At 73.3% G+C, this 25,871-nt stretch carries 25 protein-coding genes; 15 read left to right on the top strand and 10 right to left on the bottom strand.

Features of this window, described 5'->3' with window-relative positions; all coding sequences use genetic code 11:
- Window positions 1-72: 72 nt before the first annotated feature.
- A complete protein-coding gene (locus ABD979_RS14115; protein ID WP_345508123.1) occupies window positions 73-252 on the bottom strand; it encodes a Flp family type IVb pilin in 180 nt (59 codons plus the stop codon).
- Window positions 253-617: 365 nt separating this feature from the next.
- On the opposite strand from ABD979_RS14115, the gene ABD979_RS14110 reads away from it, so the two are divergent.
- Together ABD979_RS14110 and ABD979_RS14105 are read left to right on the top strand one after the other, a co-directional pair.
- Window positions 618-1,187, top strand: a complete 570-nt coding sequence (locus tag ABD979_RS14110) for a TadE/TadG family type IV pilus assembly protein (RefSeq protein WP_345508122.1) — start codon at window positions 618-620, stop codon at window positions 1,185-1,187.
- On the top strand, window positions 1,184-2,794 hold the full coding sequence (locus ABD979_RS14105) for a pilus assembly protein TadG-related protein (protein WP_345508121.1): 1,611 nt from the start codon (window positions 1,184-1,186) through the stop codon (window positions 2,792-2,794). The genes ABD979_RS14110 and ABD979_RS14105 overlap by 4 nt, the downstream gene beginning before the upstream one ends.
- Window positions 2,795-2,806: 12 nt before the next feature.
- Here the strand turns inward: ABD979_RS14105 and ABD979_RS14100 are convergent, their stop codons facing one another.
- Window positions 2,807-3,103 carry a hypothetical protein gene (locus ABD979_RS14100; protein WP_345508120.1) on the bottom strand — a complete coding sequence of 99 codons (297 nt, stop codon included), beginning with the start codon at window positions 3,101-3,103 and terminating at the stop codon, window positions 2,807-2,809.
- Window positions 3,104-3,364: 261 nt separating this feature from the next.
- On the opposite strand from ABD979_RS14100, the gene nhaA reads away from it, so the two are divergent.
- The 4 genes from nhaA (at window position 3,365) to ABD979_RS14080 (ending at window position 7,187) form a co-directional block, all read left to right on the top strand.
- Window positions 3,365-4,759, top strand: a complete 1,395-nt coding sequence (gene nhaA / locus ABD979_RS14095) for a Na+/H+ antiporter NhaA (protein ID WP_345508119.1) — start codon at window positions 3,365-3,367, stop codon at window positions 4,757-4,759.
- A 163-nt stretch (window positions 4,760-4,922) separates the two neighbouring features.
- A complete protein-coding gene (locus ABD979_RS14090) occupies window positions 4,923-5,426 on the top strand; it encodes a phage holin family protein (RefSeq protein ID WP_345508118.1) in 504 nt (167 codons plus the stop codon).
- Between the two features lie 20 nt (window positions 5,427-5,446).
- Window positions 5,447-6,358, top strand: coding sequence for an alpha/beta fold hydrolase (locus ABD979_RS14085; protein ID WP_345508117.1), 912 nt, complete (start codon window positions 5,447-5,449; stop codon window positions 6,356-6,358).
- Window position 6,359: 1 nt separating this feature from the next.
- Window positions 6,360-7,187 (top strand): serine hydrolase, encoded by an 828-nt coding sequence (locus ABD979_RS14080; RefSeq protein WP_345508116.1) that lies wholly within the window; start codon window positions 6,360-6,362, stop codon window positions 7,185-7,187.
- A gap of 45 nt (window positions 7,188-7,232) precedes the next feature.
- Here ABD979_RS14080 and ABD979_RS14075 read toward each other — a convergent pair whose 3' ends face one another.
- Both ABD979_RS14075 and ABD979_RS14070 read right to left on the bottom strand, forming a co-directional pair.
- A complete protein-coding gene (locus ABD979_RS14075) occupies window positions 7,233-8,501 on the bottom strand; it encodes a sensor histidine kinase (RefSeq protein WP_345508115.1) in 1,269 nt (422 codons plus the stop codon).
- Entirely contained in the window at window positions 8,498-9,184 is a 687-nt protein-coding gene (locus ABD979_RS14070) for a response regulator transcription factor (protein WP_345508114.1), read from the bottom strand. The genes ABD979_RS14075 and ABD979_RS14070 overlap by 4 nt, the downstream gene beginning before the upstream one ends.
- A gap of 61 nt (window positions 9,185-9,245) precedes the next feature.
- On the opposite strand from ABD979_RS14070, the gene ABD979_RS14065 reads away from it, so the two are divergent.
- From ABD979_RS14065 to ABD979_RS14045, 5 genes are all read left to right on the top strand, one after another.
- On the top strand, window positions 9,246-10,700 hold the full coding sequence (locus tag ABD979_RS14065; protein ID WP_345508113.1) for a ferredoxin reductase family protein: 1,455 nt from the start codon (window positions 9,246-9,248) through the stop codon (window positions 10,698-10,700).
- Window positions 10,697-11,257, top strand: coding sequence for an FMN-binding protein (locus tag ABD979_RS14060; RefSeq protein WP_345508112.1), 561 nt, complete (start codon window positions 10,697-10,699; stop codon window positions 11,255-11,257). Before ABD979_RS14065 ends, ABD979_RS14060 begins: the two co-directional genes overlap by 4 nt.
- Before the next feature lie 168 nt (window positions 11,258-11,425).
- Window positions 11,426-15,130 (top strand): S8 family serine peptidase, encoded by a 3,705-nt coding sequence (locus tag ABD979_RS14055; protein WP_345508111.1) that lies wholly within the window; start codon window positions 11,426-11,428, stop codon window positions 15,128-15,130.
- Between the two features lie 125 nt (window positions 15,131-15,255).
- Entirely contained in the window at window positions 15,256-15,573 is a 318-nt protein-coding gene (locus tag ABD979_RS14050) for an ArsR/SmtB family transcription factor (RefSeq protein WP_345508110.1), read from the top strand.
- Window positions 15,570-16,088: an SRPBCC domain-containing protein gene (locus ABD979_RS14045; protein ID WP_345508109.1), complete on the top strand. Its 519-nt coding sequence runs from the start codon at window positions 15,570-15,572 to the stop codon at window positions 16,086-16,088. Before ABD979_RS14050 ends, ABD979_RS14045 begins: the two co-directional genes overlap by 4 nt.
- Window positions 16,089-16,137: 49 nt before the next feature.
- On the opposite strand, the gene ABD979_RS14040 is transcribed toward ABD979_RS14045, so the two are convergent.
- Together ABD979_RS14040 and ABD979_RS14035 are read right to left on the bottom strand one after the other, a co-directional pair.
- Window positions 16,138-16,809, bottom strand: coding sequence for a response regulator (locus ABD979_RS14040; RefSeq protein ID WP_345508108.1), 672 nt, complete (start codon window positions 16,807-16,809; stop codon window positions 16,138-16,140).
- A complete protein-coding gene (locus ABD979_RS14035) occupies window positions 16,806-18,569 on the bottom strand; it encodes a sensor histidine kinase (protein WP_345508107.1) in 1,764 nt (587 codons plus the stop codon). The genes ABD979_RS14040 and ABD979_RS14035 overlap by 4 nt, the downstream gene beginning before the upstream one ends.
- Before the next feature lie 101 nt (window positions 18,570-18,670).
- Here ABD979_RS14035 and ABD979_RS14030 point away from each other — a divergent pair, with 101 nt between their 5' ends.
- Genes ABD979_RS14030 through ABD979_RS14015 form a run of 4 tightly spaced genes read left to right on the top strand, consistent with a single transcriptional unit; the run spans window position 18,671 to window position 22,191 of the window.
- Window positions 18,671-19,693: a Bug family tripartite tricarboxylate transporter substrate binding protein gene (locus ABD979_RS14030; protein WP_345508106.1), complete on the top strand. Its 1,023-nt coding sequence runs from the start codon at window positions 18,671-18,673 to the stop codon at window positions 19,691-19,693.
- A 1-nt stretch (window position 19,694) separates the two neighbouring features.
- A complete protein-coding gene (locus ABD979_RS14025) occupies window positions 19,695-20,255 on the top strand; it encodes a tripartite tricarboxylate transporter TctB family protein (protein ID WP_345508105.1) in 561 nt (186 codons plus the stop codon).
- Window positions 20,255-21,802 (top strand): tripartite tricarboxylate transporter permease, encoded by a 1,548-nt coding sequence (locus ABD979_RS14020; RefSeq protein ID WP_345508104.1) that lies wholly within the window; start codon window positions 20,255-20,257, stop codon window positions 21,800-21,802. Before ABD979_RS14025 ends, ABD979_RS14020 begins: the two co-directional genes overlap by 1 nt.
- Complete coding sequence (locus ABD979_RS14015) at window positions 21,799-22,191, top strand: universal stress protein (RefSeq protein WP_345508103.1); 393 nt, start codon at window positions 21,799-21,801, stop codon at window positions 22,189-22,191. The genes ABD979_RS14020 and ABD979_RS14015 overlap by 4 nt, the downstream gene beginning before the upstream one ends.
- Before the next feature lie 131 nt (window positions 22,192-22,322).
- On the opposite strand, the gene ABD979_RS14010 is transcribed toward ABD979_RS14015, so the two are convergent.
- The 4 genes from ABD979_RS14010 to nth all read right to left on the bottom strand — a co-directional run bounded on the left by ABD979_RS14010 (window position 22,323) and on the right by nth (window position 25,773).
- Window positions 22,323-23,105: a GNAT family N-acetyltransferase gene (locus ABD979_RS14010; protein ID WP_345508102.1), complete on the bottom strand. Its 783-nt coding sequence runs from the start codon at window positions 23,103-23,105 to the stop codon at window positions 22,323-22,325.
- Between the two features lie 69 nt (window positions 23,106-23,174).
- Window positions 23,175-24,377, bottom strand: a complete 1,203-nt coding sequence (locus ABD979_RS14005; RefSeq protein WP_345508101.1) for a MarP family serine protease — start codon at window positions 24,375-24,377, stop codon at window positions 23,175-23,177.
- Window positions 24,374-25,117 carry an NUDIX hydrolase gene (locus ABD979_RS14000; protein WP_345508100.1) on the bottom strand — a complete coding sequence of 248 codons (744 nt, stop codon included), beginning with the start codon at window positions 25,115-25,117 and terminating at the stop codon, window positions 24,374-24,376. Before ABD979_RS14000 ends, ABD979_RS14005 begins: the two co-directional genes overlap by 4 nt.
- A complete protein-coding gene (gene nth / locus ABD979_RS13995; RefSeq protein WP_345508344.1) occupies window positions 25,114-25,773 on the bottom strand; it encodes an endonuclease III in 660 nt (219 codons plus the stop codon). The genes ABD979_RS14000 and nth overlap by 4 nt, the downstream gene beginning before the upstream one ends.
- Between the last annotated feature and the right edge of the window lie 98 nt (window positions 25,774-25,871).

Raw genomic sequence — 25,871 nt, 5'->3', positions numbered from 1 at the left:
ACCCAGCCCCCCTGGTCGTCGACGACGTGTGGCGGCGGTCGAGACGGGCTCAGCCGCCGCCACACCCACCGATCACGGGATGTTGGTGGCGACGTCGTTGAACATGTTGCTGATCTTGCCGCCGAGCGCGGCGACGGCGCCGATGATGACGACGGCGATGAGCGCGACCATGAGGCCGTACTCGACGGCGGTGGCGCCCTTGTCCTTGTTGACGTTGACGAGCGTCTGGACCTTGGCTGCGAGCTTGGTCATTGGGGTTCCTCCCGACGGGGCCCACCCGGTGTGGACCCGACGACGGGAACATTAGGAACCCGGAACCGCGGCTGTCCCCGAAAACGTCGAAATTGGGTGAAACTAGCGGAATCCTTGCAAGTGCCCCTTCGTTGACGATTCCCGACACGCCGACGCCGGTCGAGGCGGGTCGGACCCGATCGAAGCAGGTCGTCCCACAGCCGGCCGCCGGCGACGGCGTGGTCCACGGTCCCGTTCCGGCCGTCCGACCCAGAGCATCCGCAAGGAACCTGCTAGTTTGCCCGATTCCTCACGTATGCGCGGGATGGCTCGCCTACTGTCGGCGACGAAACCGATCAGAGGGGTGGGGGGACATGCGGAGGGTCATGCGTCGTCGGACGACCGGGAGCCGCGATCGCGGGGCGGTCGCCGTCGAGGCTGCGATCATCACGCCGCTCCTGCTCGTCCTGGTGCTCGGCATCGTCGAGTTCGGACTCGTCTTCAAGGACAAGCTGACGATGAGCTCGTCCGTCCGGGCCGGCGCCCGCATCGCGTCCGCCGAGCCACGCCAGACGGACTTCGCCAAGGATGCTGCGCGCGCCGTCGCGAAGAGCAGCACGGCGATCAACATGGCCGACGTCAAGAAGATGTGGGTCTACAAGGCCGACTCCGCGGGGTACCCGCTCGGCGGCGGGAGCTCGTTCTCGTCGTGCACCAGCTGCGTCACCTACCGATGGGACGGCACGACGAAAGCCTTTGTGCAGCTGTCGAACTCGTGGAGCTCTGGCAGCCAGAACGCCTGCCCGGCCGACCCGTTGCACGACTCGGTCGGCGTCTACCTCGAGGTCGAGCACCCGGCCGTCAGCAACTTCTTCTTCCGCAGCCTGACCCTGCGCGAGCACGTGGTGATGTCCCTGGAGCCCCTGCCCGTGACCAACGGCGGTGGGTGCAAGTGAGCCGCGTTCCGCGTCCCGGTGGACGCAGTCGCCCCGGCCGCCTCGCGCGCCTCGCTCGCCTCGCTCGGCGGCGCGACGAGCGCGGCTACGTCGCCATCATGATGTCGCTCATGAGCTCGGTCATGCTCTGCATGTGCGCCCTCACCGTCGACGTGGGGCACTGGTACGTCGTCGCGAGCCAGGCCCAGAAGGCGGCCGACGCCGCGGCTCTCGGCGGCGTGCCCAGCCTCCCGGGCAACCAGACGGCCGCCTTCTCGACGGCCCAGGTGCTGGCCACGAAGAACGGCTTCCCGAACGGCGTCAACTCCACGACCGTGACGCCGCGTCTCGGCAACCAGCCCTCGCGCCTGCGGGTCACCGTGACCCGCACGGTCGACAACTTCTTCGGCCCGCTCTTCGGTATCCCGAAGACGACGATCACCCGCTCGGCGATGGCCGACTACCTCGCGCCGCTGTCGATGGGCAGCCCCTGCAACGAGTTCGGCGACGACCCCGAGACCGCCAACCGCAGCGGCAACTGCAGCGACGCCGGCAAGTTCTGGGCGAACGTCGGCAGCATCGGCGCCTCCAAGGCCTCGGGCGACGCCTACCAGAACAAGGTCTGCGGCGGCGGGGTCGACGGCTGCTCCGGAAGCACCAACACCGACTACGACGAGAGCGGCTACTACTACGTCGTGACGCTCCAACGAGCGGTCACGAACTTCCGGGTCGAGGCCTTCGACCCCGCCTTCGTCGCGGTCGGCGACCTCTGCAACAACGCCGCCCTCAAGGGCAAGGACCGCGCGGGCGCGGTCGACCCGCGCTACGCGGCCGGCGCGACGACCCCCTACTGCACGGGCGACGTGCGCTTCGGCGGCACCGGAGAGGTGTCGACGCAGTTCACCGTCCGCCGGGCCGGTCCGTCGACCGTCTTCTGGGACCCCGCGACCTACCCCGCCGTCCCCGGCTGCGACCAGACCTACGCGGGCCACAACCTCTCGAACGTCGCGACGATGCCGATCGACACCTACAACGTCTTCCGCAAGTGGGCGCCGCTCTGCACCATCGCCAACGCGCCCGCGGGGCAGTACATGATCCAGGTCAAGACGAACGGCACGGGCGCCGACGCAGCCTCCGGCCACAACCGCTTCGGCCTGCGGGCCTACTCCACGACCGACTCGTCGGCCAAGGACGCGATCGCCATCTCCGGCTTCTCCAAGATGGCCGTCTACGCCAACCTGCCGTCGGCCCAGACGAAGTTCTACCTCGCCCGCGTGCCGACCGCGGCCGCCGGGCAGCGCCTCAGCATCCGACTGTTCGACATCGGCGACTCGAGCGGCACCGGCACGGTGAAGATCCTCAACCCCTCGGGCACGACGCCGACGGGCTGCACCGGCACCGGGCCGCAGACCTCGCTCGCGAGCTGCACCTTCACCGCGTCGAGCGCGTTCAACGGCAAGTGGCAGACCGTCTCGGTGCCGATCCCGACGTCGTACAGCTGCACCGACTCCGACCCGAACGCCTGCTGGTGGAAGCTGTCCTACGACTACGGCACGGGCAACCAGCCGGCCGACACGACGACGTGGTCGGCGAGCCTCGAGGCCAACCCGGTCCGGCTCGTCGAGTAGTCGGCGCGCAGCTCAGGCGGAGGCTCGGTGGCTGCCGGCGTGGCGGCCTGCCGCGCGGCGCCGCAGCCGGCGCCTGATCCCCCGACCACCTTCGGCCGGTGGCGCCTCGGCACCCCGGCGGCGCGTGGCGTCCGCCGCCGGCTCCCCGTCGGTCACCGGCCCGGCCGTCCGCTCGGGCGGCGGCGGGGGCCACTCGAGCCCGCGGATGTCCTCGGCGAGCAGGACGTTCGACGTCCATCCGTGCTCGTCGCGGAACCGCAGCAGGCCGTCTCCGGCGTAGTACCAACCAGGCTCGACGCGTGCGTCCATGATGCAACCCCCCACGAGTGCTCCCACGGGATGAATCCCGCCCCGCCACCCAATGTACGAGAGCAACCACGGCCCCCCGGACCGTTGCCTGAAAGGTCTTCTTTGGCCGTTTCGGCACTGATTGATGCGTTGAGGGCCGTTTGGTCGCCTTCGACCGGGCCCCCGTCCGACCAGTAGGATCGGGTCGTCGCGGCGCCCGATGCCGCATGGTGTGCCGGGAAGTCTGGTCGGCGGTCCCTGCCGCGCACCCCGAAGGACGTCATGACGCCCGACTCGCCCCACCCCGAGAACGCCGGCCCCGAGGCCACCCCCGACGCCACGAACGATCGCGGGACCGCCACGCCGACCGCCGCTCGCCTCCTGGGCCGCGGGACGTGGCGCGAGGCGCGCTACGTCGCCCAGCTGCTGCGCACCGAGACCGTCGGCGGGGCCGTGCTGCTCGCCGCGGCCGTCGTCGCGCTCGTCTGGGCGAACTCCCCGTGGAGCGGCGCCTACTCCACCCTGCGCGACACCACGGTCGGCCCCCACGCCCTGCACCTCGACCTCTCGCTCGGCACGTGGGCGGCCGACGGGCTCCTCGCCGTCTTCTTCCTCGTCGCGGGCATCGAGCTGAAGCGCGAGTTCGTCGCGGGCGACCTGTCGGACCGCCGCAAGGCGGCGCTGCCCATCGCGGCCGCCGTGTGCGGTGTCGTGCTGCCCGCGGTGCTCTTCGTCGTCACCGCCCTGGTCGTCAACCGGGCCGAGGGTGGCGCCCTCGGCGACGTCCTGCGCGGCTGGGCCGTGCCGACGGCCACCGACATCGCCTTCGCGCTGGCGGTGCTCGCCGTCATCGGCACGCACCTGCCGAGCGCGCTCCGCTCGTTCCTGCTCACGCTGGCCGTCGTCGACGACCTCATCGCCATCACCATCATCGCGGTCTTCTACACCGAGTCCGTGGCCCTGCTCTGGCTGCTCGCAGCCGCCGTTCCCCTCGCGGCCTGGCGGATGCTGCTGCGCCGGCGCATCACGAACCCGGCCGTCCTCGCGGTTCCCGCCCTGCTGGCGTGGGGCTTCGTGCACGCGAGCGGCGTCCACGCGACCGTCGCCGGGGTGCTCCTCGGCCTCCTCGTGCCGGTGAACCGCGAGGTCGAGGACGACCCCGACCGCCACTCGCTCGCGGAGCGGCTCGAGCACCGGCTGCGCCCCTTCTCGGCCGGCTTCGCCGTGCCCGTCTTCGCCTTCTTCGCCGCCGGCGTGACCGTCGGCGCCGACGTGGGCGCGGTGCTGCGCGACCCGGCGGCGGTCGGCGTCGTCGTCGGGCTCGTCGTCGGCAAGGCCGTCGGGGTCTTCGGCGGCACGTGGGCCGTCGCCCGGTTCACCCGGGCCGAGCTCGACGAGGACCTCAGCTGGACCGACGTCCTCGGGCTCTCGCTCCTCGCCGGCGTCGGCTTCACCGTCAGCCTCCTCGTCGGCGAGCTCGCCTTCGGCACGGGTTCCGAGCGCGACGACCACGTCAAGCTGGCCGTGCTCGCCGGCAGCCTCATCGCCGCCCTCCTCGCGACGGTCGTGCTGCGCCTGCGCAACCGCCACTACCGGCTCGTCGAGGCGCGCGAGACCGCCGACCTCGACCGCGACGGCGTGCCGGACGTCTACGACGAGAGCTGCGAACGCGCGTGATGTCGCCTGCCCGACGCGTTCGGGTACGGAGCCCGCAGTAGGGTTGGCGTCGAGCCGCGGCCACCGCGGCACGACCCAGGGTCCACGGCACGAGCCCGGCGCGACCCGACACGACCTGACACGACCTGGCACGACCACCGACACGAACCGAGGAAGTGAGCCGATGAGCACGGATCCCCGGCAGGAGCGCACGTTGGGCCAGCTGGTCGCGTCCGCGACGGAGGACATCTCGACGCTGGTGCGCAGCGAGATCGCCCTCGCCAAGGCCGAGCTCTCCGGTCAGGTCAAGAAGGCCGGTCTCGGCGGTGGGCTGCTCGCGGCCGCCGCCGTCGTCGCCTTCTACTCCGTCTACTTCCTCTTCACGACGCTCGCCGAGGGCATCCAGGCCCTCGGCCTGCCCCGGTGGCTCAGCTTCCTCATCGTCACCGTCGTCATGCTCCTCGTGGCCGGTGTGCTCGCCCTGCTCGGCGTGCGCAAGATGAAGACCGTCAACCCCACTCCGGAGAAGACGATCGCCGAGGCGCAGCAGACCGTGGCCGCCATCAAGTCGGCCACGGCCCACCCCGGCACGACCGTGCCGGCGCCCCGCCCCGCCTGGGACCGCAAGGACCTGCCGGCCGCCGGGGCGCCGGCGGCTGCCGTCGTCGACCCGTCCCGCGACGCCTGACCGCGGGCACCGCCGCCCCCATGTCCGTCGACGCCTCCTTCGTCAACATCGACGGACCCTGGGAGCACCGTTTCGTCTCCGCCAACGGCGCCCGGTTCCACGTCGCCGAGACCGGTGAGGGGCCGCTCGTGCTGCTCCTGCACGGGTTCCCGCAGTTCTGGTACACGTGGCGCCACCAGATGGTCGCGCTCGCGGAGGCCGGCTTCCGCGCGGCCGCCATGGACCTTCGCGGCTACGGCGGGTCGGACAAGCCGCCCCGCGGCTACGACACCTACACCGCGACCCTCGACGCCGCGAGCGTCATCCGCGCGCTCGGCGAGCAGGATGCCGTCGTCGTGGGTCAGGGGCTCGGCGGCTGGGTGGCCTGGTGCATGCCCGTCTTCCGGCCCGAGGTGACCCGGGGCGTCGCCTCGCTGTCGATGCCGCACCCGCGCATCATGCGCCACGCGACGTGGACGAACCCCGAGCAGCGGCGGGCCTCCTCGTGGATCGCGGGGCTGCAGAAGCCGTTCGTGCCCGAACGTGAGATGGCGCGGTCGCACGAGTACGTCGAGGGACTGCTGCGCAGCTGGTCCTCGCCCTTCGGCAGCTACCCGGAGAGCGAGGACGTCGCGCGCTACGGCGACGCCATGCGGATCCCCTTCGTCGCGCACTCGGCCGCCGAGCACTACCGCTGGCTGGGCCGGTCGTCGGTGCGCCCGGACGGCCCGATGTTCATGCGGCGCATCCGCCGGGCGATCCGCGTGCCGGTGCTGCAGCTGCAGGGCACCGACGACGGATGCGTCGTCGCGGCGGCCACGCACGGCTCCGGGGCCTTCGTGCCCGGCGACTACCGGCACGTCAAGATCGCCGGCGCCGGACACTTCCTGACCGAGGAGGCTCCCGACCGCGTGAGCGCAGGCCTGACCACGTGGCTGGGTTCCCTTGCCTGAGATGGACTTCGAGCTCCCGAGCGCCGGCGGCGTCACGTGGTCGGTGTGCGTGCGCGACGCGGCCGGGGTGGCATTGGGTGCGGTCGGCGGCGACCTGCCCCTGCGCACCGCCTCGGTCGGCAAGGTGCTGCTCCTCGTGGAGACGGCGCGGGCGCTCGCCGCGGGCGACGTCTCCCCCGACGAGCCGCTCACCCGTGACCTCGAGCAGTGGGTCGGTGACTCCGGGCTCTGGCACACGCTCTCCGTCGAGACGCTGCCGCTCGTCGACGTCGCCGCGCTCGTCGGCGCCGTCTCCGACAACCTGGCGACCAACGTCCTGCTCGCCCGCATCGGCCTCGCCGAGGTCGCGGCCCGGGCCACCGCGCTCGGGCTGCGCTCGACCGCGCTGCACGACCGGGTCAGGGACGTCCGGGGCGCCGACCACCCGGCGACGCTGTCGACGGGGTCGGCCGACGAGCTCAGTGCGCTGATGAGCCGCCTCGCGAGCAGCACCGCGGTCGGGCCCGAGGCCGACGGCAGGGTGCGCCAGTGGCTCTCGGCGAACGTCGACCAGTCGATGGTCGGCGCGGCCCTCGTCGAGCAGGGTGGGCTCGACCCGATCGCGCACCACGACTCGCTCGACCTGCCGGTGCGCCTCTGGAACAAGACCGGGACCGACGCCGGCGTGCGCGCCGACGTCGGCGCCGTGAGCGCCGGCGGGCGCACCATCACCTGGGCGGCCGTGGCCAACTGGGAGCCCGCGCCCGGCACCTCCCTCGACCACCTCACCGTCTGGGCGGTGCTCCGGGGCATGCGACACGTCGGCGAACGCGTGCTCGCCGCCCTCTGACCCGCTCTCGGTCCGGCTCCCCCGGCCCGGCCACGCCGCCGCCGGTCAGGCCGGTCGCGCGCCGCTCGGGAGGATGAGCGAGAAGGTGGCGCCCCCGCCGGCGGTCTCCGACACGGCGAGCCGCCCACCGTGCGACCGCACGATCTGCGTCACGAGCGCGAGGCCGAGGCCGACGCGTCGGCCGGCCGACTCGTCACCGCCGCGGGCGAACCGGCGGGAGAGCCGCTCGACGTCGGCAACGTCGACGCCCGTGCCGTGGTCGATGACGTCGACGTGCACCTCGTCGCCCTCCGTCACGACGCGCACCTCGACCTCGGTGCCCGGCCGGGAGTGCGCGATGGCGTTGTCGACGAGCGCGAGCACCGACCGCCGGAGGCTGGCCCGGACCCCGTCGACGACGAGCGGCTCACGCCCATCGGTGCGGTCGACGAGCGTGACCCCGCGGTCGGCGGCATACGGCGTCAGCGAGCGCACGACCTCGGCGGCGAGCTCGTCGACGTCGACGCGCCCGGCCGGCTGCTCGGTGTGCTCGAGCTGGGCCGAGAGCAGCAGGTCGGAGACGACGTCGGCCATGGCCCGCGTGTCGTGCACGAGCTGGTCGACCTCGGTCAGCCGCCGGGCAGCCGCCGGGTCGCCGGCGGCGTCGGCGACGAGGTGGCGGCGCAGCAGCTGCGCCCGGGTGCTGAGGACCGCGAGCGGCGTGCGCAGCTCGTGCGACGCGTCGGCGACGAACTGGCGCTGGAGCTCCATCGCCTCGCCGAGGGGTCGCACCGCGCGCCGCCCCGCGAGCAGGCCGGTGAGGGCCGCGAGCAGCACACCGGCACCCCCCGCCGCGGCCGTCGAGACGAGCAGGCGACGCTCCTCGCCCGAGTGCAGGCGGATGTCGTAGACCGCGACGTAGGCGACCCCCTCGCGGCGGTCGACCCATGCCGGCCAGGTGCGGTCGTCGGCGGTGTAGCTCGTCCGGCCGGTGACGTCGTCACCCGTCGCCACGACGGCCTCGGCCAGGGCCGGCGGCATCGAGCGCGTCGTCTCCTGCGCCGTGGGGGTCAGGCGCGCGAGCCAGGTCCCCGGCGGGGCGTCGACCACGTCGTCGGCCGTGCGGGCCGTGGTCTCGACGCGCCCCCGGATCTCGGCCAGCTGCTGGCGGTCGAAGAGCAGCGCCGCCCCGACGATCGCGAAGAGCACGACGAGCGCCGTCGTCGCCCCGACGCGCAGCGCGACCGAGCGCGAGGCCCGGCGCAGCGGATCCGTTGCAGCAGAACGGGATCGGCCGTCGCCACCGATGGCGCCCCGCCACGATGGACGCCTCACGAGGTGCCCAGCCGGTAGCCGACGCCGTGCACCGTCTCGATCACGGCCTTCCCGAGCTTGCGCCGCAGGTAGTAGACGTAGGTGTCGACCGCGCCGAGGGTGTCCGCGTTGTCGAAGGCCGCGGCGAGCAGCTCGTCGCGGGTGAAGACCCGGCTCGGCCGGCGGGCCAGCGTCTCGAGGAGAGCGGCCTCGCGACCCGAGAGCATGACCTCGCCCTCCCCGCCGACGACGCGCTGCTGGCCCACGACGAGGCGGCGGGCGCCGACGGGGAGCTCGCTCGCGGCGACGCCGACGGGCCGCAGCAGCGCGCGCAGGCGCGCGAGCACCTCGTCGACGTCGAAGGGCTTGACGACGTAGTCCTGGGCACCGGCGTCGAGGCCCTCCACGCGGTCGGCCACCGTGCCGCGGGCCGTGAGGAGGAGCACCGGCGCGGTCAGCCCGCGCGAGCGCAGGCGGGTCACGAGGTCGACACCCTCGATGCCGGGCAGGCCACGGTCGACGACGAGGACGTCCCAGTCGTCGACGAGACCACGGTGCAACCCGGCCTGCCCGTCACGGACGGCCGTGACGGCATACCCCTCCTCGTCGAGCAGCTCGGCGAGCATCTGGGAGAGGTCGGCGTCGTCCTCGACGAGCAGGAGGCGGGGGCGCAGGGGCGGCACCCGCGGCTGCGTCTCGGTCATGTCCCGACCCCCTCGTGCACGACTCATAACTTTCTGAGATCCGATCACGACCATCGAGACCGTGAGCACCACCATCGCACCACACCGAGCCACCCCGATCAGGGTGCGCCAGGCCCTGCGCCGCGGCGCGGCCTTCCGTCGCTGGCAGGCCCGCACGGGCGACGTCCTCGAGACGCTCGCCGTCGCAAGCCTGCTCGTCATCGTCGCGCAGTTCCTGCTGAGCGGCGGCAGCCACGACCTCACGGCGGGAGGCGCCGGCACGATCCTCGTGGCGGTCGGCCGCGTCACGGGTCTCGTCGCCATGAACCTGCTCCTGCTCCAGCTCGTCCTCGCCGCCCGCGTGCCGTGGATCGACCGCGTCTACGGCATGGACCGGGCGCTCAAGGCGCACCGCGTGCTCGGCCGCGTCACGGTCCCCCTCGTGCTCGTGCACGTCGGTGCGATCGTGCTCGGCTACGCGGCGCGCGACGGCCTGCACGGCCCGTTCGCCCCGGCCGTCGAGACGTTCCGCCTCCTGACCGGGGGCAGCGACCTGCTCTTCGCGTTCGTCGCGACGAGCCTGCTCGTCGTCGTCGCGGTCACGTCGGTGAGCATCGCCCGCCGACGCCTCTCCTACGAGTGGTGGCACCTCGTGCACCTCACCTCGTATGCCGCCGTCGTCCTCGCCGTGCCCCACGAGCTGTCCATCGGCTCCGACTTCACCGCGACGGCCTGGGTGCGCGCGTACTGGTGGACCCTCTTCGTCCTCGTCGCCGCCGCCGTGCTCTGGTGGCGCGTGCTCGTGCCCGTCGCCCGCAGCCTGCGGCACGGCCTGCGCGTCAGCGAGGTCGTGGAGGAGACGCCGGGCGTGTGGTCGGTGCGGATGGAGGGCCGCCGCCTCGACCGGCTGCCCGTGCACGCCGGGCAGTACCTCAACTGGCGGTTCGCCAGCCCGCGACTGCTCGCGACCGCGCACCCGTGGTCCATCTCGAGCGCACCCGACGGACGCCACCTGCGCATCACGGTGCGCGAGCTCGGCGACCACTCGAGCCGGCTGGCCCACCTGCGGCCCGGCACCCGCGTGCTCTTCGAGGGGCCGTACGGCGGCTTCACCGCGCGGTCCCGCGTGCGGCGGCGCGTGCTCCTGCTCGCCGCCGGCATCGGCGTGACGCCCGTGCGCTCCATCCTCGAGGAGCTCGTGCGCCACGGGCACGCGGCGCCCGGCGACGTCACGGTCGTCTACCGCGCCAACGACTCCTCGCAGCTCGCGCTCCGCGACGAGTTCGAGCACCTGACCGCTGTCGGCGGCCACCGCCTGCACCTGCTCGTCGGGCCGCCCGCCGACGGCTCGTGGCTCCCGCCCGACGTGACCGACCGCCGCCCCGACGCCGAGCGCCTCGCCGACCTCGTGCCCGAGCTGCGCCGCCACGAGGCCTACGTCTGCGGCCCCGGCGGCTGGATGGGCCTCGTCCACCGCAGCCTGCTCGAGGGCGGCATCCCCAGGACGCACATCCACGACGAGAGGTTCTCCTGGTGAGGAAGACGACGACGACCATCGTCGGGGTGGCCGGGCTGCTGACGCTCGGCGCCTCGTGGGCGAGCGGTCTGGCCCCGAAGCACGCCGCGGTCGGCGGCCTGCACGTCCTGTCGTCCGCCAAGGCCGGCACGCCGGTCGCCGCCGCGCCACCCCGCCCGTCGGCGCACTCCGGATCGCACCCGGGGTCGGCGTCGTCCGGGTCCTCGCGCGGCGCGTCCGCCACGGGCCGGTCGGCGTCTTCGGCCCCCTCCGCCACGTCGGCCTCGGCCGTGCCGCGGTCGGGCACCGTCGACGGCGCCGTCGTCGTCACGCAGTACGGCTCCGTGCAGGTGCGCGTGAGCTTCACCGGCACGCGGATCACCGACGTCCACGCCCTCAAGCTGACCGACAGCTCGCGCACCTCGGTGTCGATCAGTGCCGGCGCGGCCCCCGTGCTGCGCCAGGAGGCGCTCGCCGCCCACTCGGCCCAGATCGACGTGGTGAGCGGAGCCACCTACACGAGCGAGGCCTACCAGCAGAGCCTGCAGTCCGCCATCGACGCAGCCCACCTGGGCTGAACCCCCGAGCCGCACCCACAGGGTGCCTGCCGCGCGGCCCGCCGACCTTCCCCTGTGGTCGGCGGGCCGCCCCTGTCCCGGGCCTCGACGAAACCGCGCATTCCGGGCAAACGGGCTCGGCTGCTCTGCCATGCTGCGCTCGCACCACCACTTCACACAGGGGCCCAGATGAACCGACGCCGGCCGTTCGCCGCCGTCGTGACGCTCGCGCTCGTCGCGCCGGTCACGACCTTGACCACCCTCTCGCCGGCCTCGGCCGCGCCCACTCCCACGACGCCGACCGTCTCGGCGTCGCCCCGCGGTGCGGCACACCTGCCCCACCCGACCCGGGTGCCGGCAACGCCGGCCAGCCCGTATGCGGGTGCTGCCGCGGGCGCGCCCGCGGGCACCGGCGCCGGCTCGGCCGTGGCGGCGCACGACCCGCACGCGGTGCTCGTGCGGTTCGCGAAGTCGGCCACGGCCACGCGTCGCGACCACGCCCTGCAGAGCCGGGGCGCGCGCGAGGCGAACGCCGTCGTCGGCACCGGCTTCGTGCGGGTCACGACGACCGGGCGCGCCGACGAGCTCGCGAGCCGCCTGCGCGCCGACCCCGCCGTGGCCGAGGTGACCCTCGACTACGTCCGCGAGGCGAGCGCCACGCCGAACGACTACTTCTACGCGGGGACGCGCGAGCAGGAGTACCTCAGGACGGTCCGCCTGCCGACCGCCTGGGACCTGTCCAAGGGCTCGCTCTCGCAGGTCGTCGCCGTGCTCGACACCGGCGTCAACGGCAAGCACCCCGACCTCGTCGGCCGCACGGTCGCCGGCTTCAACGCCATCACGAACGTCGGCATCCCCGCGGGTGCGGCGAGCGACGACAAGGGCCACGGCTCCATGGTCGCGGGCATCATCGCGGCCCGCACGAACGACGGGAGCGGCATCGCGGGCGTCGCCTGGAACGCCAAGGTCATGCCGGTCAAGGTGCTGGCCAAGACGGGCAAGGGCACCGACTCCGACGTCATCCAGGGCCTGACGTGGGCGGCCGACCACGGCGCGCGCATCATCAACCTCTCGTTGAGCGGCCCGGACGACAGCCCGGCCCTGCACGCCGCCGTCACGTATGCCGTGCGCAAGGGAGCGGTCGTCATCGCGGCGGCCGGCAACTCCGGCGGCGACCGGCCCGAGTACCCGGCCGCCTACCCCGAGGCCATCGCGGTGGCGGCGACCGACACGGCCGGCCGGGTCACCGACTTCAGCACGCACGGCTCGTGGGTCGACGTCGCCGCCCCCGGGTGGGACATCCTCTCGACCCAGCTCGGCAGCGACTACTTCTTCAACGCCGGCACGTCCTTCTCCGCCCCGATCGTCTCGGGCATCGCGGTGCTGATGCGCAGCAAGAGCCCGTCGATGACGCCGGCGCAGGTCGCGGCACGCCTGCGGTCGACGGCCCGCGACGCCGGGCCCCGGGGCACCGACCCCTTCTACGGCGCGGGGGTCGTCGACGCGACCCGGGCCCTGGGTGGCTCCTCAGCCCCCGACTTCGGCCTGCCGGCAGCAGCCCCCGACGAGCCGAACGACGTGCCGTCCCGGGCGATCGCGCGCGAGTCGCAGGGCACCAGCTACAGCACGATCGGCGCCGAGGGCGACGTCGACTGGTGGCGCTTCGACTCCTCCGGCCAGCGGGAGACGACCTTCACGGTGACGCCGCCCCCGTTCGACGAGAACGCGCCGCAGAACGTCGACCCCGTGCTCGCGGTCTACGACGAGCGCCTGCGACTCGTCGCCGAGGTCGACCAGAAGGCGGAGGGCGAGCCCGAGACCACGACGGTGCGCCTCGCCGCCGGCCGGCACTACGTGACGGTCCGCAGCTTCAACGGCTCCCGGGTGGGCACCGACCGCAGCTACGGCCTCGAGATCCGGCCGGGAGCGGCCGGCGTGCTCAACCCCGCCGGCCGCCTCGCGTCGGGCACCGCCTACGGGCCGCTCGCCCTCGGCGACGTGGACGGTGACGGCCGGGGTGACGTGGTCGCCGGCCTGACCGGCACCGCCCCCGGCGGGCCCGCGCAGCTGCACGTGCTGCGCCAGAAGCCGGCCGGTGGCCTCGGTGCGTCGGTGGCCCTCGCGACGACGGGCGCCTCCCTGGTGCGCGACCTCGAGGTCGCCGACGTCGACGGCGACGGCCTGCGCGACGTGGTGGTGGCGACCGACCTCGGCGTCCAGGTCTTCGGCCAGACTCCCACGCACGCGCTCGCCGGGCCGCAGGTCGTGGCCGACACCGCGGGCGCGACCACGGTCGAGGTCGCGGACCTCGACGGTGACGGCCGGGCCGACCTCGTGACCTCCACCGCGGGCGAGGTCGCGGTCCTGCTCGCGCAGCCGGACGGCTCCTGGGTGCGCAGCGTCATCGACGCGACGGGCGGCGCCGACCAGCTGCAGGTCGGCGACCTCGACGGGGACGGCCGACCGGACGTCGCTGTGAGCCGTGGCGGCGCGCTGCTCGTCCTGCGCCACACGGCCGACGGCTGGGCGTCCCGGGCCGTGCCGGTCCCGGGCGACTGGGGCGCACGCGGCGTCGCCGTCGCCGACCTCGACGGGAACGGGCGGCTCGACCTCGCCGCCGTCACCGGCGGGAACGGGCCCTCGGCCCGCCTGCTCGTGTGGCGGCAGACGGCGGACGGCGCCCTGCCCGCCTCGCCCGGCAGCACGGCCGTGCCCGACATCCCCCAGCCCCTCGAGGCGGCCGACGTCACCGGCGACGGCCGCACCGACCTCGTGCTGGGCCACGGTGGCTGGTCGACCGTGAGCGTCGTCGAGCAGGGCGCGAACGGCGCGCTCCTGCCGCCGAGCAGCAGCTTCGCCGACTCGCCCTCGCAGTACGACCTCTCGGGGCTGGTGGTCGGCGACGTCACCGGCGACGGCCGCGCCGACGTGGTGGCGGCGTCGTGGGACGGCCTCGACCTGCTGACGAACGCCGGCGGCCCGAAGCCCGCGGGAGCCCAGCACCCGGTCCGCAGCACCTGGCCGGCCGACTTCGGCAGCGGTCTCCCGGTCACGACGACCCCGACGGTCACCTTCGCCGACGAGGTCCTCGCCTCGACGGTGAGGGCCTCGACGGTCCGCGTGCTCGACAACCGCAGCGGGGCGACCGTCCCGGCCACGGTGACCTACGACTCCGGTCGTCGCACCGCGACCGTGCGACCCCGCTCGAAGCTCTTCGACAACGCGGCCTTCCGCCTCAGCGTCGCGGGGGTCAGGGCCACCTCCACCGGGACGACGCTGGCGGCCTACACGTCGACCTTCCGCACCGTCGACCTCGCGCCTCCGGCCGTGGGGTCCTTCACGGCGACCGGCGCGCTGCGCGCCGCCCGGCTCACGTGGCGGTCCCCGGCCGCGAACGACCTCGAGCGCTACGTCGTGCGGATGGCCAGGGGAACGGTGGCTCCCGCGAGCGTCACCGCGGGCACGGCCGTCTACTCCGGCACGTCCGCCAGCGTGACGATGCCCCTCGCGCAGGGCACGACGTACAGCTTCAAGATCTGGGCCCGGGACCGGACGGGCCACTGGAGCCCCTCGGCCTCGGGTCGGCTCGTCGGCACGTCGGAGACCATCGCGTCCTCACGCACCTCGATCCGGCGCGGCTCGTCGGTGACCCTGAGCAGCACGGTGAGCCGGCGCGACCCGAGCGGCCCGCTGGCCGGCGCGGCCGTGCAGCTCTACTGGCGCAAGGTCGGCCAGTCGACGTGGCACCTCGTGACGACACGCACGTCGACCTCGAAGGGTGTCGTGTCCTACGTGCACCAGCCCACGGCCACGGTCGACTACATGTGGGTCCACCGCGGGTCGCGCTCGGCCGTCGGCTCGAGCAGCGCGCTGCGTCGCGTCACCGTGCGCTGACGGGCGCCTGGCCCACCGCACCACCCGCAGGGCCCCGTCCACGAGGACGGGGCCCTACGGCGTCCGTGGGACAGGTCCAGTTATTACCCTTGCGGTTACGTAACCATTTGGGTACGGTCATGCTCATGGACGCGGTACTGCAGGCCCTCAGCGACCCGAGCCGACGCACGGTGCTCGAGATCCTGCGTGACCACCCGGCCACGGCCGGCGAGCTCGCCGACGCGCTGCCCATCGCACGCCCCGGCGTGAGCCGGCACCTGCGGGTGCTGCGCGAAGCCGGGCTCGTCGACGTCCGGCAGGACGCGCAGCGCCGGATCTACACCCTCCGACCCGGGCCCCTCGCCGAGGTGGACACCTGGCTGGAGGGCTACCGCGCCCTCTGGCAGCACCGGCTCGACGCCCTGCACACCGAGATCTCCCGAGGAAAGAAGGCCCAGAGATGACCGCCACCGGAAGCACCCGCCCCCTCGACGCCACCCGCGCAGCCGTGCGCGTCGAGGACGTCTACGACACCGACATCGACGACCTGTGGACGGCGTGCACGACGCCGGATCGCTTGTCCCGCTGGATCGCCCGCGTCTCCGGAGAGCTGCGACCGGGTGGCACGGTCGAGGCCGTCTTCACGAGCACGTGGTCGGGCGCCCTGCGCGTCGAGTCCTGCGAGGCCCCGAACCACCTGCTGCTCACCTCCGCGCCCGGCACCGACGAGGAGACCGAGATCGAGGCCTGGCTGAGCGCGGAGGGCAGCCGCACACGCCTCGTCGTCGAGGAGCGCGGCCTTCCCGCGGACCAGGCGCCCTTCTACGGCGCCGGCTGGCAGGTGCACCTCGAGGACCTCGGCCGCAGCCTCGCCCTCGGCGAGCCGGTCCACCCCGACGGCTGGTCGAGCGAGGCGGCCGCCCCCGCCTGGCAGGCTCGCTGGACCGAGCTCACCCCGGCCTACCGGTCGGCGGAGTGAGGCTGACCAACCGCCGTCACGGTCGCTCCCGCGGTCGCTGCCGCCGGCATCAGCGCCAGCGGTAGCGCCGCTCCGGCCGGCCGGTGGAGCCGTAGCGAAGGGTGACGTCCGCCAGTCCGGACGTCACGAAGTGCTCCAGGTAGCGGCGCGCACTGACGCGCGAGATCCCCACGGCCTCAGCGCATTCGGTGGCTGACAGGGTCTGTGGCGAGTCACGCAGGGCCGCGCAGACGGCGTCCGCGGTCTCGCCGCTCAGGCCCTTCGGCAGCGCCACGCCCGCTGGGCGTGAGACGGGCTGGGTGGCGAAGGCGGCGTCGATCTCCTGCTGGGTGAGGTCGTCGCCGAGGTCGCGCGCGCGCTCCGCGGCATACGTCTCGAGGCGCTGCTCGAGGTCCCCGAACGCGAACGGCTTGAGGAGGTAGCCCACGACGCCCTGGCGCACCGCCGCGCGGACCGCGTCGGCCTCCTTGGCCGCCGTGATGACGAGCACGTCGCACGTCTCTCTGGCGGCCCGGAGCCGGGTCACGACGTCGAGCCCGAAGGCGTCCGGGAGGTAGAGGTCGAGCAGCACGAGGTCGGGTTTCAGGGCCGCGACGAGCTCGACGGCCTCCGCGCCCGTGCGCGCCGAGCCCACGACCTCGAAGCCGCTGACGCGCTCGACGAACCCGCGGTGGATGCGCGCCACCATGAAGTCGTCGTCGACGACGAGCACCCGCGTCATCGTCTCTCCTCCGGTGCGGCCGCCTCGACGGTGAGGCGGGCGACGAACTTGGCTCCCGTCGGGGTGTTCTCGACCTCGACCTCTCCGCCCCGACGTTGGCAGATGAGACGCGTGAGCGCCAGCCCGATCCCGCGCTCCCCCGCCTGCGCGGCCTTCGTCGTGAACCCGTGCGTGAACACCTCGGTGACGAGCTCGGGGGCCACGCCGGGGCCCGAGTCGACGACGCTGACCTCGAGCGTGGCCGCATCCTGGCGGATCGTCAGCTCGACCCACTTGTCGCCGCCCTCCGTGGAGGCCGCCGCATCGATGGCGTTGTCGACGAGGTTGCCGACGACCGCGGCCACGTCGGCGGAGTCGCGGGTGCCGATCCCGGCGAGCGAGGTGTCGTCCGACACGCGCAGCTCGACGCGTCGCTCGATGGCCTGGGCCGACTTCGCCATCACGAGCGCCGTCACGGCCGTGTCGCGGATGCGGCGCGACACGGCGAGGTCGAGCTGGGCTCGGTGCTCGCTCACCGAGTCGACGTAGTGCACCACCTCGTCGTACTCGCCGAGCTGGATGAGCCCCGAGATCGTGTGCAGCTGGTTGGCGAACTCGTGCGCCTGCGCCCGCAGCAGCTCGGTCGTGCTGCGGAACGAGCCGAGCTGGCGCTCGAGGTCCGCGAGCTCGGTGCGGTCACGCAGGGTGGTCACCGACCCGAGGGGTCGGCCGTCCTTGGCGACCTCCATCCGGTTCATCACGAGGACCCGCCCGCGGCGCAGCACGACCTGGTCGCGCGGCACGAAGGCCGGGTCGTCGGACCCGCCGTCGGCGGACGGGCCGTCGGCGGACGGGCCGTCGGCGGACGGGCCGTCGGCGGACGGGCCGTCGGCAGGACCGCCGTCGTCGGTGACGCCGCGGAGCACGTCGCGCAGCCGCGGGCCCATCGGGAGGTCGTCGAGCCGCATCCCGACAGCGTGCTCCGGGAGGTCGAGCAGGCGCTGGGCGACGTTGTTCACCAACGTGATCCGCTCACCGGTGTCGAGCGCCACCACTCCCTCGGCGAGGCCGAAGAGCATCGCCTCGCGGCTCTCGGCGAGACCGGTGATCTCGGCCGGCTCGAGGCCGAGGGTCTGTCGCCTGATCCGCCGCGACAGCAACCACGAGCCGAGTCCGCCGATCCCCAACGCGATCCCGAGATAGGTGGGCAGGTAGGCGGAGCCGCCCTGCAGGCGGTCGAGCGCCGACGGCATCTGCACGGCGACCATGACCGTGCCCAGCTGGGTCCCCACCGGTGGCTGCGGCTCCTTGACCGTCGGGTCGGGCACGGACAGGAGGGGGCTCTGCGCCACGAGCATCCGCTCGCCGCCGAGGTCCATGACGCCCGTCCAGCTCGCGCCGTTCGAGACGGCCGGCGACCCGACCGGCATCGGAGCGCGCTCCAGCGTGGGGTCGGACGACACGCGTACGACCTCGTCGGCGTCGGCGACGCTCATCGACGTGACGTTGTACTGCGTGACGATCGTCTGGGTCAGGCCCGGCAGCACGTTGACGACGCCAGCCGGTGCCATCTCGGTGCGCACGATCGGCGTGCTGGCCAGCTGCTCCGCGATGGCGGAGAGGCGGCGGCCCTCGGTGCGGGTGAAGGTGGCGTCCGACTGCGCGAGCGACACGAGGCCGACGGCGACGAGCACGCCCAGCAGGATGAGCATCTGGACGGCGAACAGCTGCCCCGTGAGGCTCAGCCGGCCGAACGACCGACCCGTGCTCTGCTTGACCACAACGAACTCAACCTTCATTGGTGACACAAGGGCGACACCGGTCAGGCGACGCGGGCACGATCATGCCGTTCCAGCCCCAGAACGCGAAAGAGACCTCAACGATGAGCACTCGCACCCCCGCCCGCAGGTCCGTCCTGCTCGGCATCACCGTCGGCGTCACGGCGCTGGCCCTCTCGGCCTGCGGCGCGACCGCCAAGAAGGACTCCTCCTCGACCGGCGCCGCAGCCGGTCCCGCCTCGGGACTGCAGATCATGGTCCCCAACAGCCCCGGCGGTGGCTACGACACCACGGCACGCACCGTGGCGCAGGTGATGGAGAACCAGAAGATCGCCAGCTCGATCCAGGTCTTCAACCTGCCCGGTGCCGGCGGCACCGTCGGCCTGCAGCGCGTCGTCAACGAGAAGGGCAACGGCAAGCTCGCCATGCAGATGGGGCTCGGTGTCGTCGGCGCGGCGTACACGCAGAAGTCGCAGGCGACGCTCGCCGACACGACGCCGATCGCCAAGCTCATCGAGGAGGCCGGCGCCATCGTCGTCTCCAAGGACTCGCCCTACCAGGACCTCCAGAGCCTCGTCGCCGCGTGGAAGAAGGACCCGTCGAAGATCAACGTCGGCGGCGGCTCGAGCCCGGGCGGTCCCGACCACCTCCTGCCGATGCAGCTGGCCAAGGCTGCCGGCATCGACCCCACGAAGGTCTCCTACATCTCCTACGACGGCGGCGGCGAGCTGCTCCCGGCCGTCCTCGGCAACAAGATCGCCTTCGGCGCCAGCGGTTTCGGCGAGTTCCTCGAGCAGGTCAAGTCCGGCTCGGTCCGCGTGCTGGCCGTCACGAGCGACAAGCGCATCGACGCCCTGCCCGACGTGCCGACCGTCAAGGAGTCCGGCATCGACTTCACCTTCACGAACTGGCGCGGTGTCGTCGCCCCGCCGGAGATCTCCGCCGCGGACCGCCAGGTCTGGGTCGACGCGCTGACCAAGATGCACGACTCCGAGGCCTGGAAGAGCGAGCTGTCCAAGCGCGGCTGGACCGACGCCTTCGAGACGGGTGACGAGTTCGGCACCTTCCTCAAGGCGCAGGACCAGGACGTCGCCGACATCCTCAAGGGCCTCGGGCTGACGAGCTGACATGGCCGACCTGACTTCCGACCACACGAGCGTCGCCCCCGACGCGCCGGACCTCCGGAAGCAGGACACCCCGACGCCGGGCGGGGACCGCGCACAGTACGGCATGTGCGCGGCCCTCGCCGCCCTCGGCGTCGTCCTGCTCGTCAACGCGGCCCAGCTGAACCCGGTCGCGAGCACCAACGACTCGCTCGGCCCCCGCGTGGTCCCCACCACGCTCGGCATCCTGCTGCTCGTCGTCTCCGTCCTCTACGCGTTCGACATCCGTCGCGGCGGGGTCGGCGCGGCCGACGAGGGTGAGGACGTCGACCTCGGCGCGAAGGCCGACTGGAAGACCGTCGGCCTGCTCGTGCTCGTCTTCGGCGTGTGCGCCGCCCTGATGGAGACCCTCGGCTGGGTCATCGCTGGGACGATCCTCTACGCAGGCTGCGCCTTCGCCCTCGGCAACCGCCACCACGTGCGCGGGGTGCTCGTCGCGCTCGGCATCTCGCTGGCCACCTTCTACGCGTTCGCCATCGGGCTCGGGGTCAACCTGCCCGCGGGCATCCTCCAAGGGATTCTGTGATGGACAACCTCAACCACCTCCTCGAGGGGTTCGGCCAGGTCATGACGCCGCTGAACCTGCTCTTCGCCTTCATCGGCGTCGTCGTGGGCACCGCGGTGGGCGTGCTGCCCGGCATCGGCCCGGCCATGACCGTGGCCCTGCTCCTGCCGATCACCTTCACGCTCGACACGACCCAGGCGCTCATCATGTTCGCCGGCATCTTCTACGGCGGCATGTACGGCGGGTCCACCACCTCGATCCTGCTCAACACCCCGGGCGAGTCCTCCTCCGTCGTCACGGCGCTCGAGGGCAACAAGATGGCCAAGGCGGGGCGCGCCGCCCAGGCGCTCGCCACGGCCGCGATCGGCTCCTTCGTGGCCGGCACGATCGCCACCGCCCTGCTCGTGCTCGTCATGCCGCAGGTCGTCTCCTTCGCCATCGACCTCGGCTCGCCGGAGTACTTCGCCATCATCATGCTGGCCTTCGTCGGCGCCAGCATGGTGCTCGGGTCCTCGCGGCTGCGCGGGTTCGCCGCCCTGCTCGTCGGGCTCTCGATCGGCATCATCGGCATCGACAAGGTGACCGGCCAGCAGCGGATGACCTTCGGCATCCCCCAGCTCGCCGACGGCATCGACATCGTCGTCGTCGCGGTCGGGCTCTTCGCCGTGGGCGAGGCGCTCTGGGTCGCGGCGCACCTGCGCCGCACGGCCGGCAGCGTCATCCCCGTCGGGCAGCCCTGGATGGGCCGCCAGGACTGGAAGCGCTCGTGGAAGCCGTGGCTGCGCGGCACGGCGCTCGGCTTCCCGTTCGGGGCCATCCCGGCCGGCGGCGCCGAGGTGCCGACGTTCCTGTCCTACGTCGCCGAGCGCAAGCTGACCAAGCACCCCGAGGAGTTCGGCCACGGCGCCATCGAGGGCGTCGCCGGGCCCGAGGCGGCCAACAACGCCTCGGCCGCCGGCACCCTGGTGCCGCTGCTCGCCATCGGCCTGCCGACCAACGCCACGGCCGCCATCATCCTCACCTTCCTGCAGGGCCGCGGCCTCGAGCCGGGACCGCTCCTCATCGAGAAGCAGCCGGTGCTCGTCTGGACGCTCGTCGCCAGCCTCTTCATCGGCAACACCCTCCTGCTCGTGCTCAACCTGCCGATGGCGCCGCTGTGGGCCAAGCTGCTGCAGATCCCGCGGCCCTACCTCTACGCCGGCATCCTCTTCTTCGCGACGATGGGTGCGTGGGCGGTCAACGGCCAGGCCTTCGACCTCTTCCTGCTCCTCGGCATCGGGCTCGTCGGCTTCGCGATCCGCCGTTTCGGGTTCCCGGTGCTCCCGCTCATCATCGGCGTCATCCTCGCCCCCATCGCCGAGCTGCACCTGCGCCGCTCGCTCCAGCTCTCGCAGGGCGACGTCAGCGGGCTGCTCGGCGGACCGGTCGCGTGGGTCTGCTACGGCATCATCGTCATCGCGATCCTCTGGCCGCTCATCGCCCGGCTCGTCCGGCGCGTGCGTGGCGGCGGCTCCGGTGGCGACGGCTCCGGCACCCCGTCCAGGCTCACCCAGGAGGCCACGGCATGACGATCCTCGTCGGCTACATCCCCACCCCTCAGGGCGAGGCCGCGCTGGCCGCCGCCACCGAGCAGGCCCGGGCGCACGGCGACCGCGTGCTCGTGGTCAACATGTCCCGGGACGACAAGCTCGTCGACGCCAACCGGGCCGACGGGCGCGACCTCACCCGCCTCGACACCGAGCTCGCCGAGTCCGGCGTGGAGCACGAGGTGCGGCGGATCGAGCACGGCACCGACCCCGCGGACGCGATCCTGTCGATCATCGACGCCGAGTCGCCGCGGATGCTCGTCATCGGCATCCGGCACCGGAGCGCCGTCGGCAAGCTGCTGCTCGGCTCGACCGCGCAGCGCCTGCTCCTCGACGCCGCGTGCCCCGTCCTCGCCGTCAAGGCCGGCTGACCCCACCGGGCCGCCCACCCCACCGTCGAGAGGCCACCTCTTGCGGGTGCCCCACCGTCGAGAGGCCACTCCTCGCGGTTCCGTATGCGTCGAGTGGCCGACCCTCGACCGTGACCCGGGTGCCCGCCCGCTCAGCCCGCGGGCGGGCGCGAGACCCCGACGTGGCGCGAGACCTCGGAGAAGCCCGCCCGACGGTACAGGCCGATCGCCGGCCCGCCGTCCTCCGCGACGATGACGAGGCGCCGGACGGCCCCGTCCTGAAAGGCCCACTCGCCCGCGGCGCGCACGAGCGCACCGGCCAGGCCCCGACGCCGATGGCTCTCGAGCGTGACGACCTCCTGGTAGCGAGCGAGGTCGCCGAGCCGCACGATCCCGAGCCGCGCGACGAGGCGGTCGCCGTCGAAGGCCCCGAACCACCGGGCCCGCCCGGAGTCGACGAGGGCGCGCTGGGCGGTGACCCGGCGGCGTTCGAAGACGAGGCGTCCTGCCCGACCGGCGGGCGCGGTGTCGTGGGCGCCGACGTGGGCCGACTGCTCCCAGTCGTCGTCGAGCTCGAGGGCGCGGACGGCGATGCCCTCGGCCGCGGGGGCAGGAGCCGGCACGGCGTCGCTGACGAGGTCGACGTCGGTCTCGACCTCCCACCCCCGTTCGCTCCAGCCGCCGGCGTCCCCGCCCTCCGCGCCGAAGGCGACCGCCCGGTGCTCCGCGTGCGGGAACTCCGCCTCGAAGCGGGCCACCCAGTGCGCGACGGTCTCGGGGCGCGGCGCGTCCTGCACGAGCACGAAGTTGCCCCACCAGAACGTCGGGTTGGCGTCGGTGCGCACGACGAGGTGGTCGTCGTGCTCGGTGACGACCGAGCCCTGCAGGCGCAGCAGCTCGATGTCGGTGGTCAGTCCGGGGCTGTCGATGCGCATGCCCCGATCATCCGGCACGCCGACCCGCCTCCGACGGCCGAGTGGGTCCGGGTTGGTGTCCGGGCCCGGTCAGCCCGCCACGCAGGCGCCGGTGCTCACCGCGGCCCCGGCGGCGGCGGCCTCGTCGAATACCGGCTTGGCCTCGGCGAGCGTCAGGGCGTAGCCGGTCGCGTCGTCCTCGAGGGACTTCGCGAAGATGACCCCGACGACGTGACCGGACGGGTCGAGCAGCGGCCCACCGGAGTTGCCCGGGCGCACCGTGGCGGCGAGCGAGTAGATCTGGCGCACGACGCGCTCGCGCCCGTAGATGTCGAGGCCCCGGGCCTCGAGCTGGGCACGCACGCGTGCCGACCCGACGCGGTAGGGACCGTCGAGCGGGTAGCCCGCCACCACCGCGGAGTCGCCGCGGTTGACGTCCCCGCCGAGTGGCAGGGCGGGCAGGTCGAGTCCCGACACGCTGAGCACGGCGAGGTCGCGCTCCGGGTCGAAGACGACGACCTCGGCCCGCACCACGCGGCCGCCACCCTCGACGCGCACCTCGTCGGAGCCCGCCACGACGTGGGCGTTGGTGACGATGCGGCCGGCCGAGAGCACCCACCCGGTGCCCTCCTGACCACGCTGGCACGACAGCGACTGCGTCGTGACCTTGACGACCGAGGTGCCCGCCGCGCGGACCGCCTGCGAGCGGGCGACCGCCGGGTCGGGGTCCTGCACCGGGGTGATCGGCTCGGGCGACAACCCCCCGAACACCTGCGGGAAGCCCTGGCTCGAGAGGAAGCCGCGGAAGCTGGAGAAGACCTGCCCGGTCTGCTCGGGCACGATGGCGTCGACCACCCGCAGCACGCGCGACTCGGCCATGGCCCTGGACAGGGAGGCGTTGCCGGCCGTGCGCAGCGCCCCGCCGATGAACCAGACGATGAGGCTCGCCGCGAGCATCACGACGACGCCCCCGAGGACCGAGTCCGCGCGCCGCAGCGAGGTCGCCCCGACGCGCCGACGGATCTGGCCCCCGACGATGCCGCCGAGGAACTGCCCCAGCCACCCGAGCGCCACGACGCCGAGGACGAGGGCGAGGACGCGGGTGCGGTCGTTGTCGGCCACGGCCGGCCACCGGCTCAGCACCTCAGGGAGCTGCCAGATCGCGATCATGGCGAAGAGGAAGAAGCCGGCCAGCGAGAAGGCGCTGCGGATCAGCCCCTGCCGGTAGCCCGAGAAGCCGTAGGCGAGCAGGAGCAGGACGAGGGCGAGGTCGAGCAGGACGCTGCCGCTCATGCCCGGCCGCCCAGGTGGTGCTCGGGCACGGGCCGGTGCACGTCGGCGTCCCACGGGCGGCTCAGCCCGCCGAGCTCGAGCACGCTGCTCAGCAGGCCCGCGGTGAAGCCCCAGAGGAACAGGTCGTCGAGGTCGAAGCCGGGGCCGACGTAGCCGGACGGGTGGGTGACCGAGAAGCGGGTCGACGGCTGCACGAGGTGCGACACCGGCACCGAGAGCACGTCGTGCACCTCCGCGGGGTCGCGGACGGCGAGCGCCGACGGACGGGCCCACCAGCCGAGCACCGGGGCCACGACGAAGCGCGACGGCGGCAGGAAGAGCGAGGGCAGCTGCGCCACGACGTCGACCCCGGTCGGGTCGAGCCCGGTCTCCTCCTCCGCCTCGCGCAGGGCGGTGGCGACGAGGTCGGCGTCCTCCGGGTCGCGCGCGCCGCCGGGGAAGGCGATCTGCGCGGGCTGAGTGCGCATCGTGTGCGACCGCTCGATGAGCACGACGTGCTCTCCCTCGTCCTCCTGCGCGCCCGCCGGCGCCGGCCCGAAGAGGATGAGGACGGCGGACTCACGGCCGCCCTCGTCGGGGGGCAGGAAACGCGAGAACCACTGCGGCGTCACGGTCTCGAGTCGCTCGGTGAGCTCGCCGAGCCACGCCGGGCGCGGCACCGGGGCCGAACCGGGCTGCGTCGACGGGTCGATCGAACCCGACCGGCCCGCGTGCGCGATGCCGCTGACCACGCGCGTCACGTCGGGGCCAGCTCGTACTTCAGCAGCTTCGCCGCCTTGTCCGGGTCGGTCTCGCCGGCGCCGTAGCTCGGGCACAACCGCGCGACCGGGCACGCCCCGCACGCCGGCTTCTTCGCGTGGCAGGTGCGTCGGCCGTGGAAGATGAGGACGTGGCTGAGCATCGTCCAGTCCTTCCGCGGGAAGAGCGCGCCGACGGCGTGCTCGACCTTGACCGGGTCCTCCTCCTCGGTCCAGCCGAAGCGGCGCGCGAGCCGCCCGAAGTGGGTGTCGACGGTGATGCCCGGCACCCCGAAGGCGTTGCCGAGCACGACGTTCGCCGTCTTGCGCCCCACGCCCGGGAGGGTCACGAGGTCCTTGAGGCGTGGCGGCACCTCACCGTCGAACCGCTCGACGAGCGCGATGCCGAGCTTGATGAGCGAGTCGGTCTTGGCGCGGTAGAAGCCCGTCGGCTGGACGATGGACTCGAGCTCGGCGCGGTCGGCGTTCGCGTAGTCGGCCGCCGTCGGGTACTTCGCGAAGACGATCGGCGTCACCTTGTTGACGCCCACGTCGGTGGTCTGGGCCGACAGGATGGTGGCGACGAGCAGCTCGAGGGGCGAGCTGAAGTCGAGCTCGCAGTGCGCATACGGGTAGCGCTCGTGCAGCATCCGGTACATGCGCCGCGCCCGGCGCACGCGGGCGACGGGCGACTCGTCGGCGGTCACGATGGCTCGGGGAGACACGGACGACACTGTATGCCGCGTCGCTGTCACTC

The sequence above is a fragment of the Terrabacter aeriphilus genome (assembly GCF_039542985.1).
Taxonomy (GTDB): Bacteria; Actinomycetota; Actinomycetes; order Actinomycetales; family Dermatophilaceae; genus Terrabacter; species Terrabacter aeriphilus.
The sequence above is the reverse complement of the archived record's forward strand: the minus strand, read 5'-3'. Positions and strand labels throughout refer to the sequence as shown.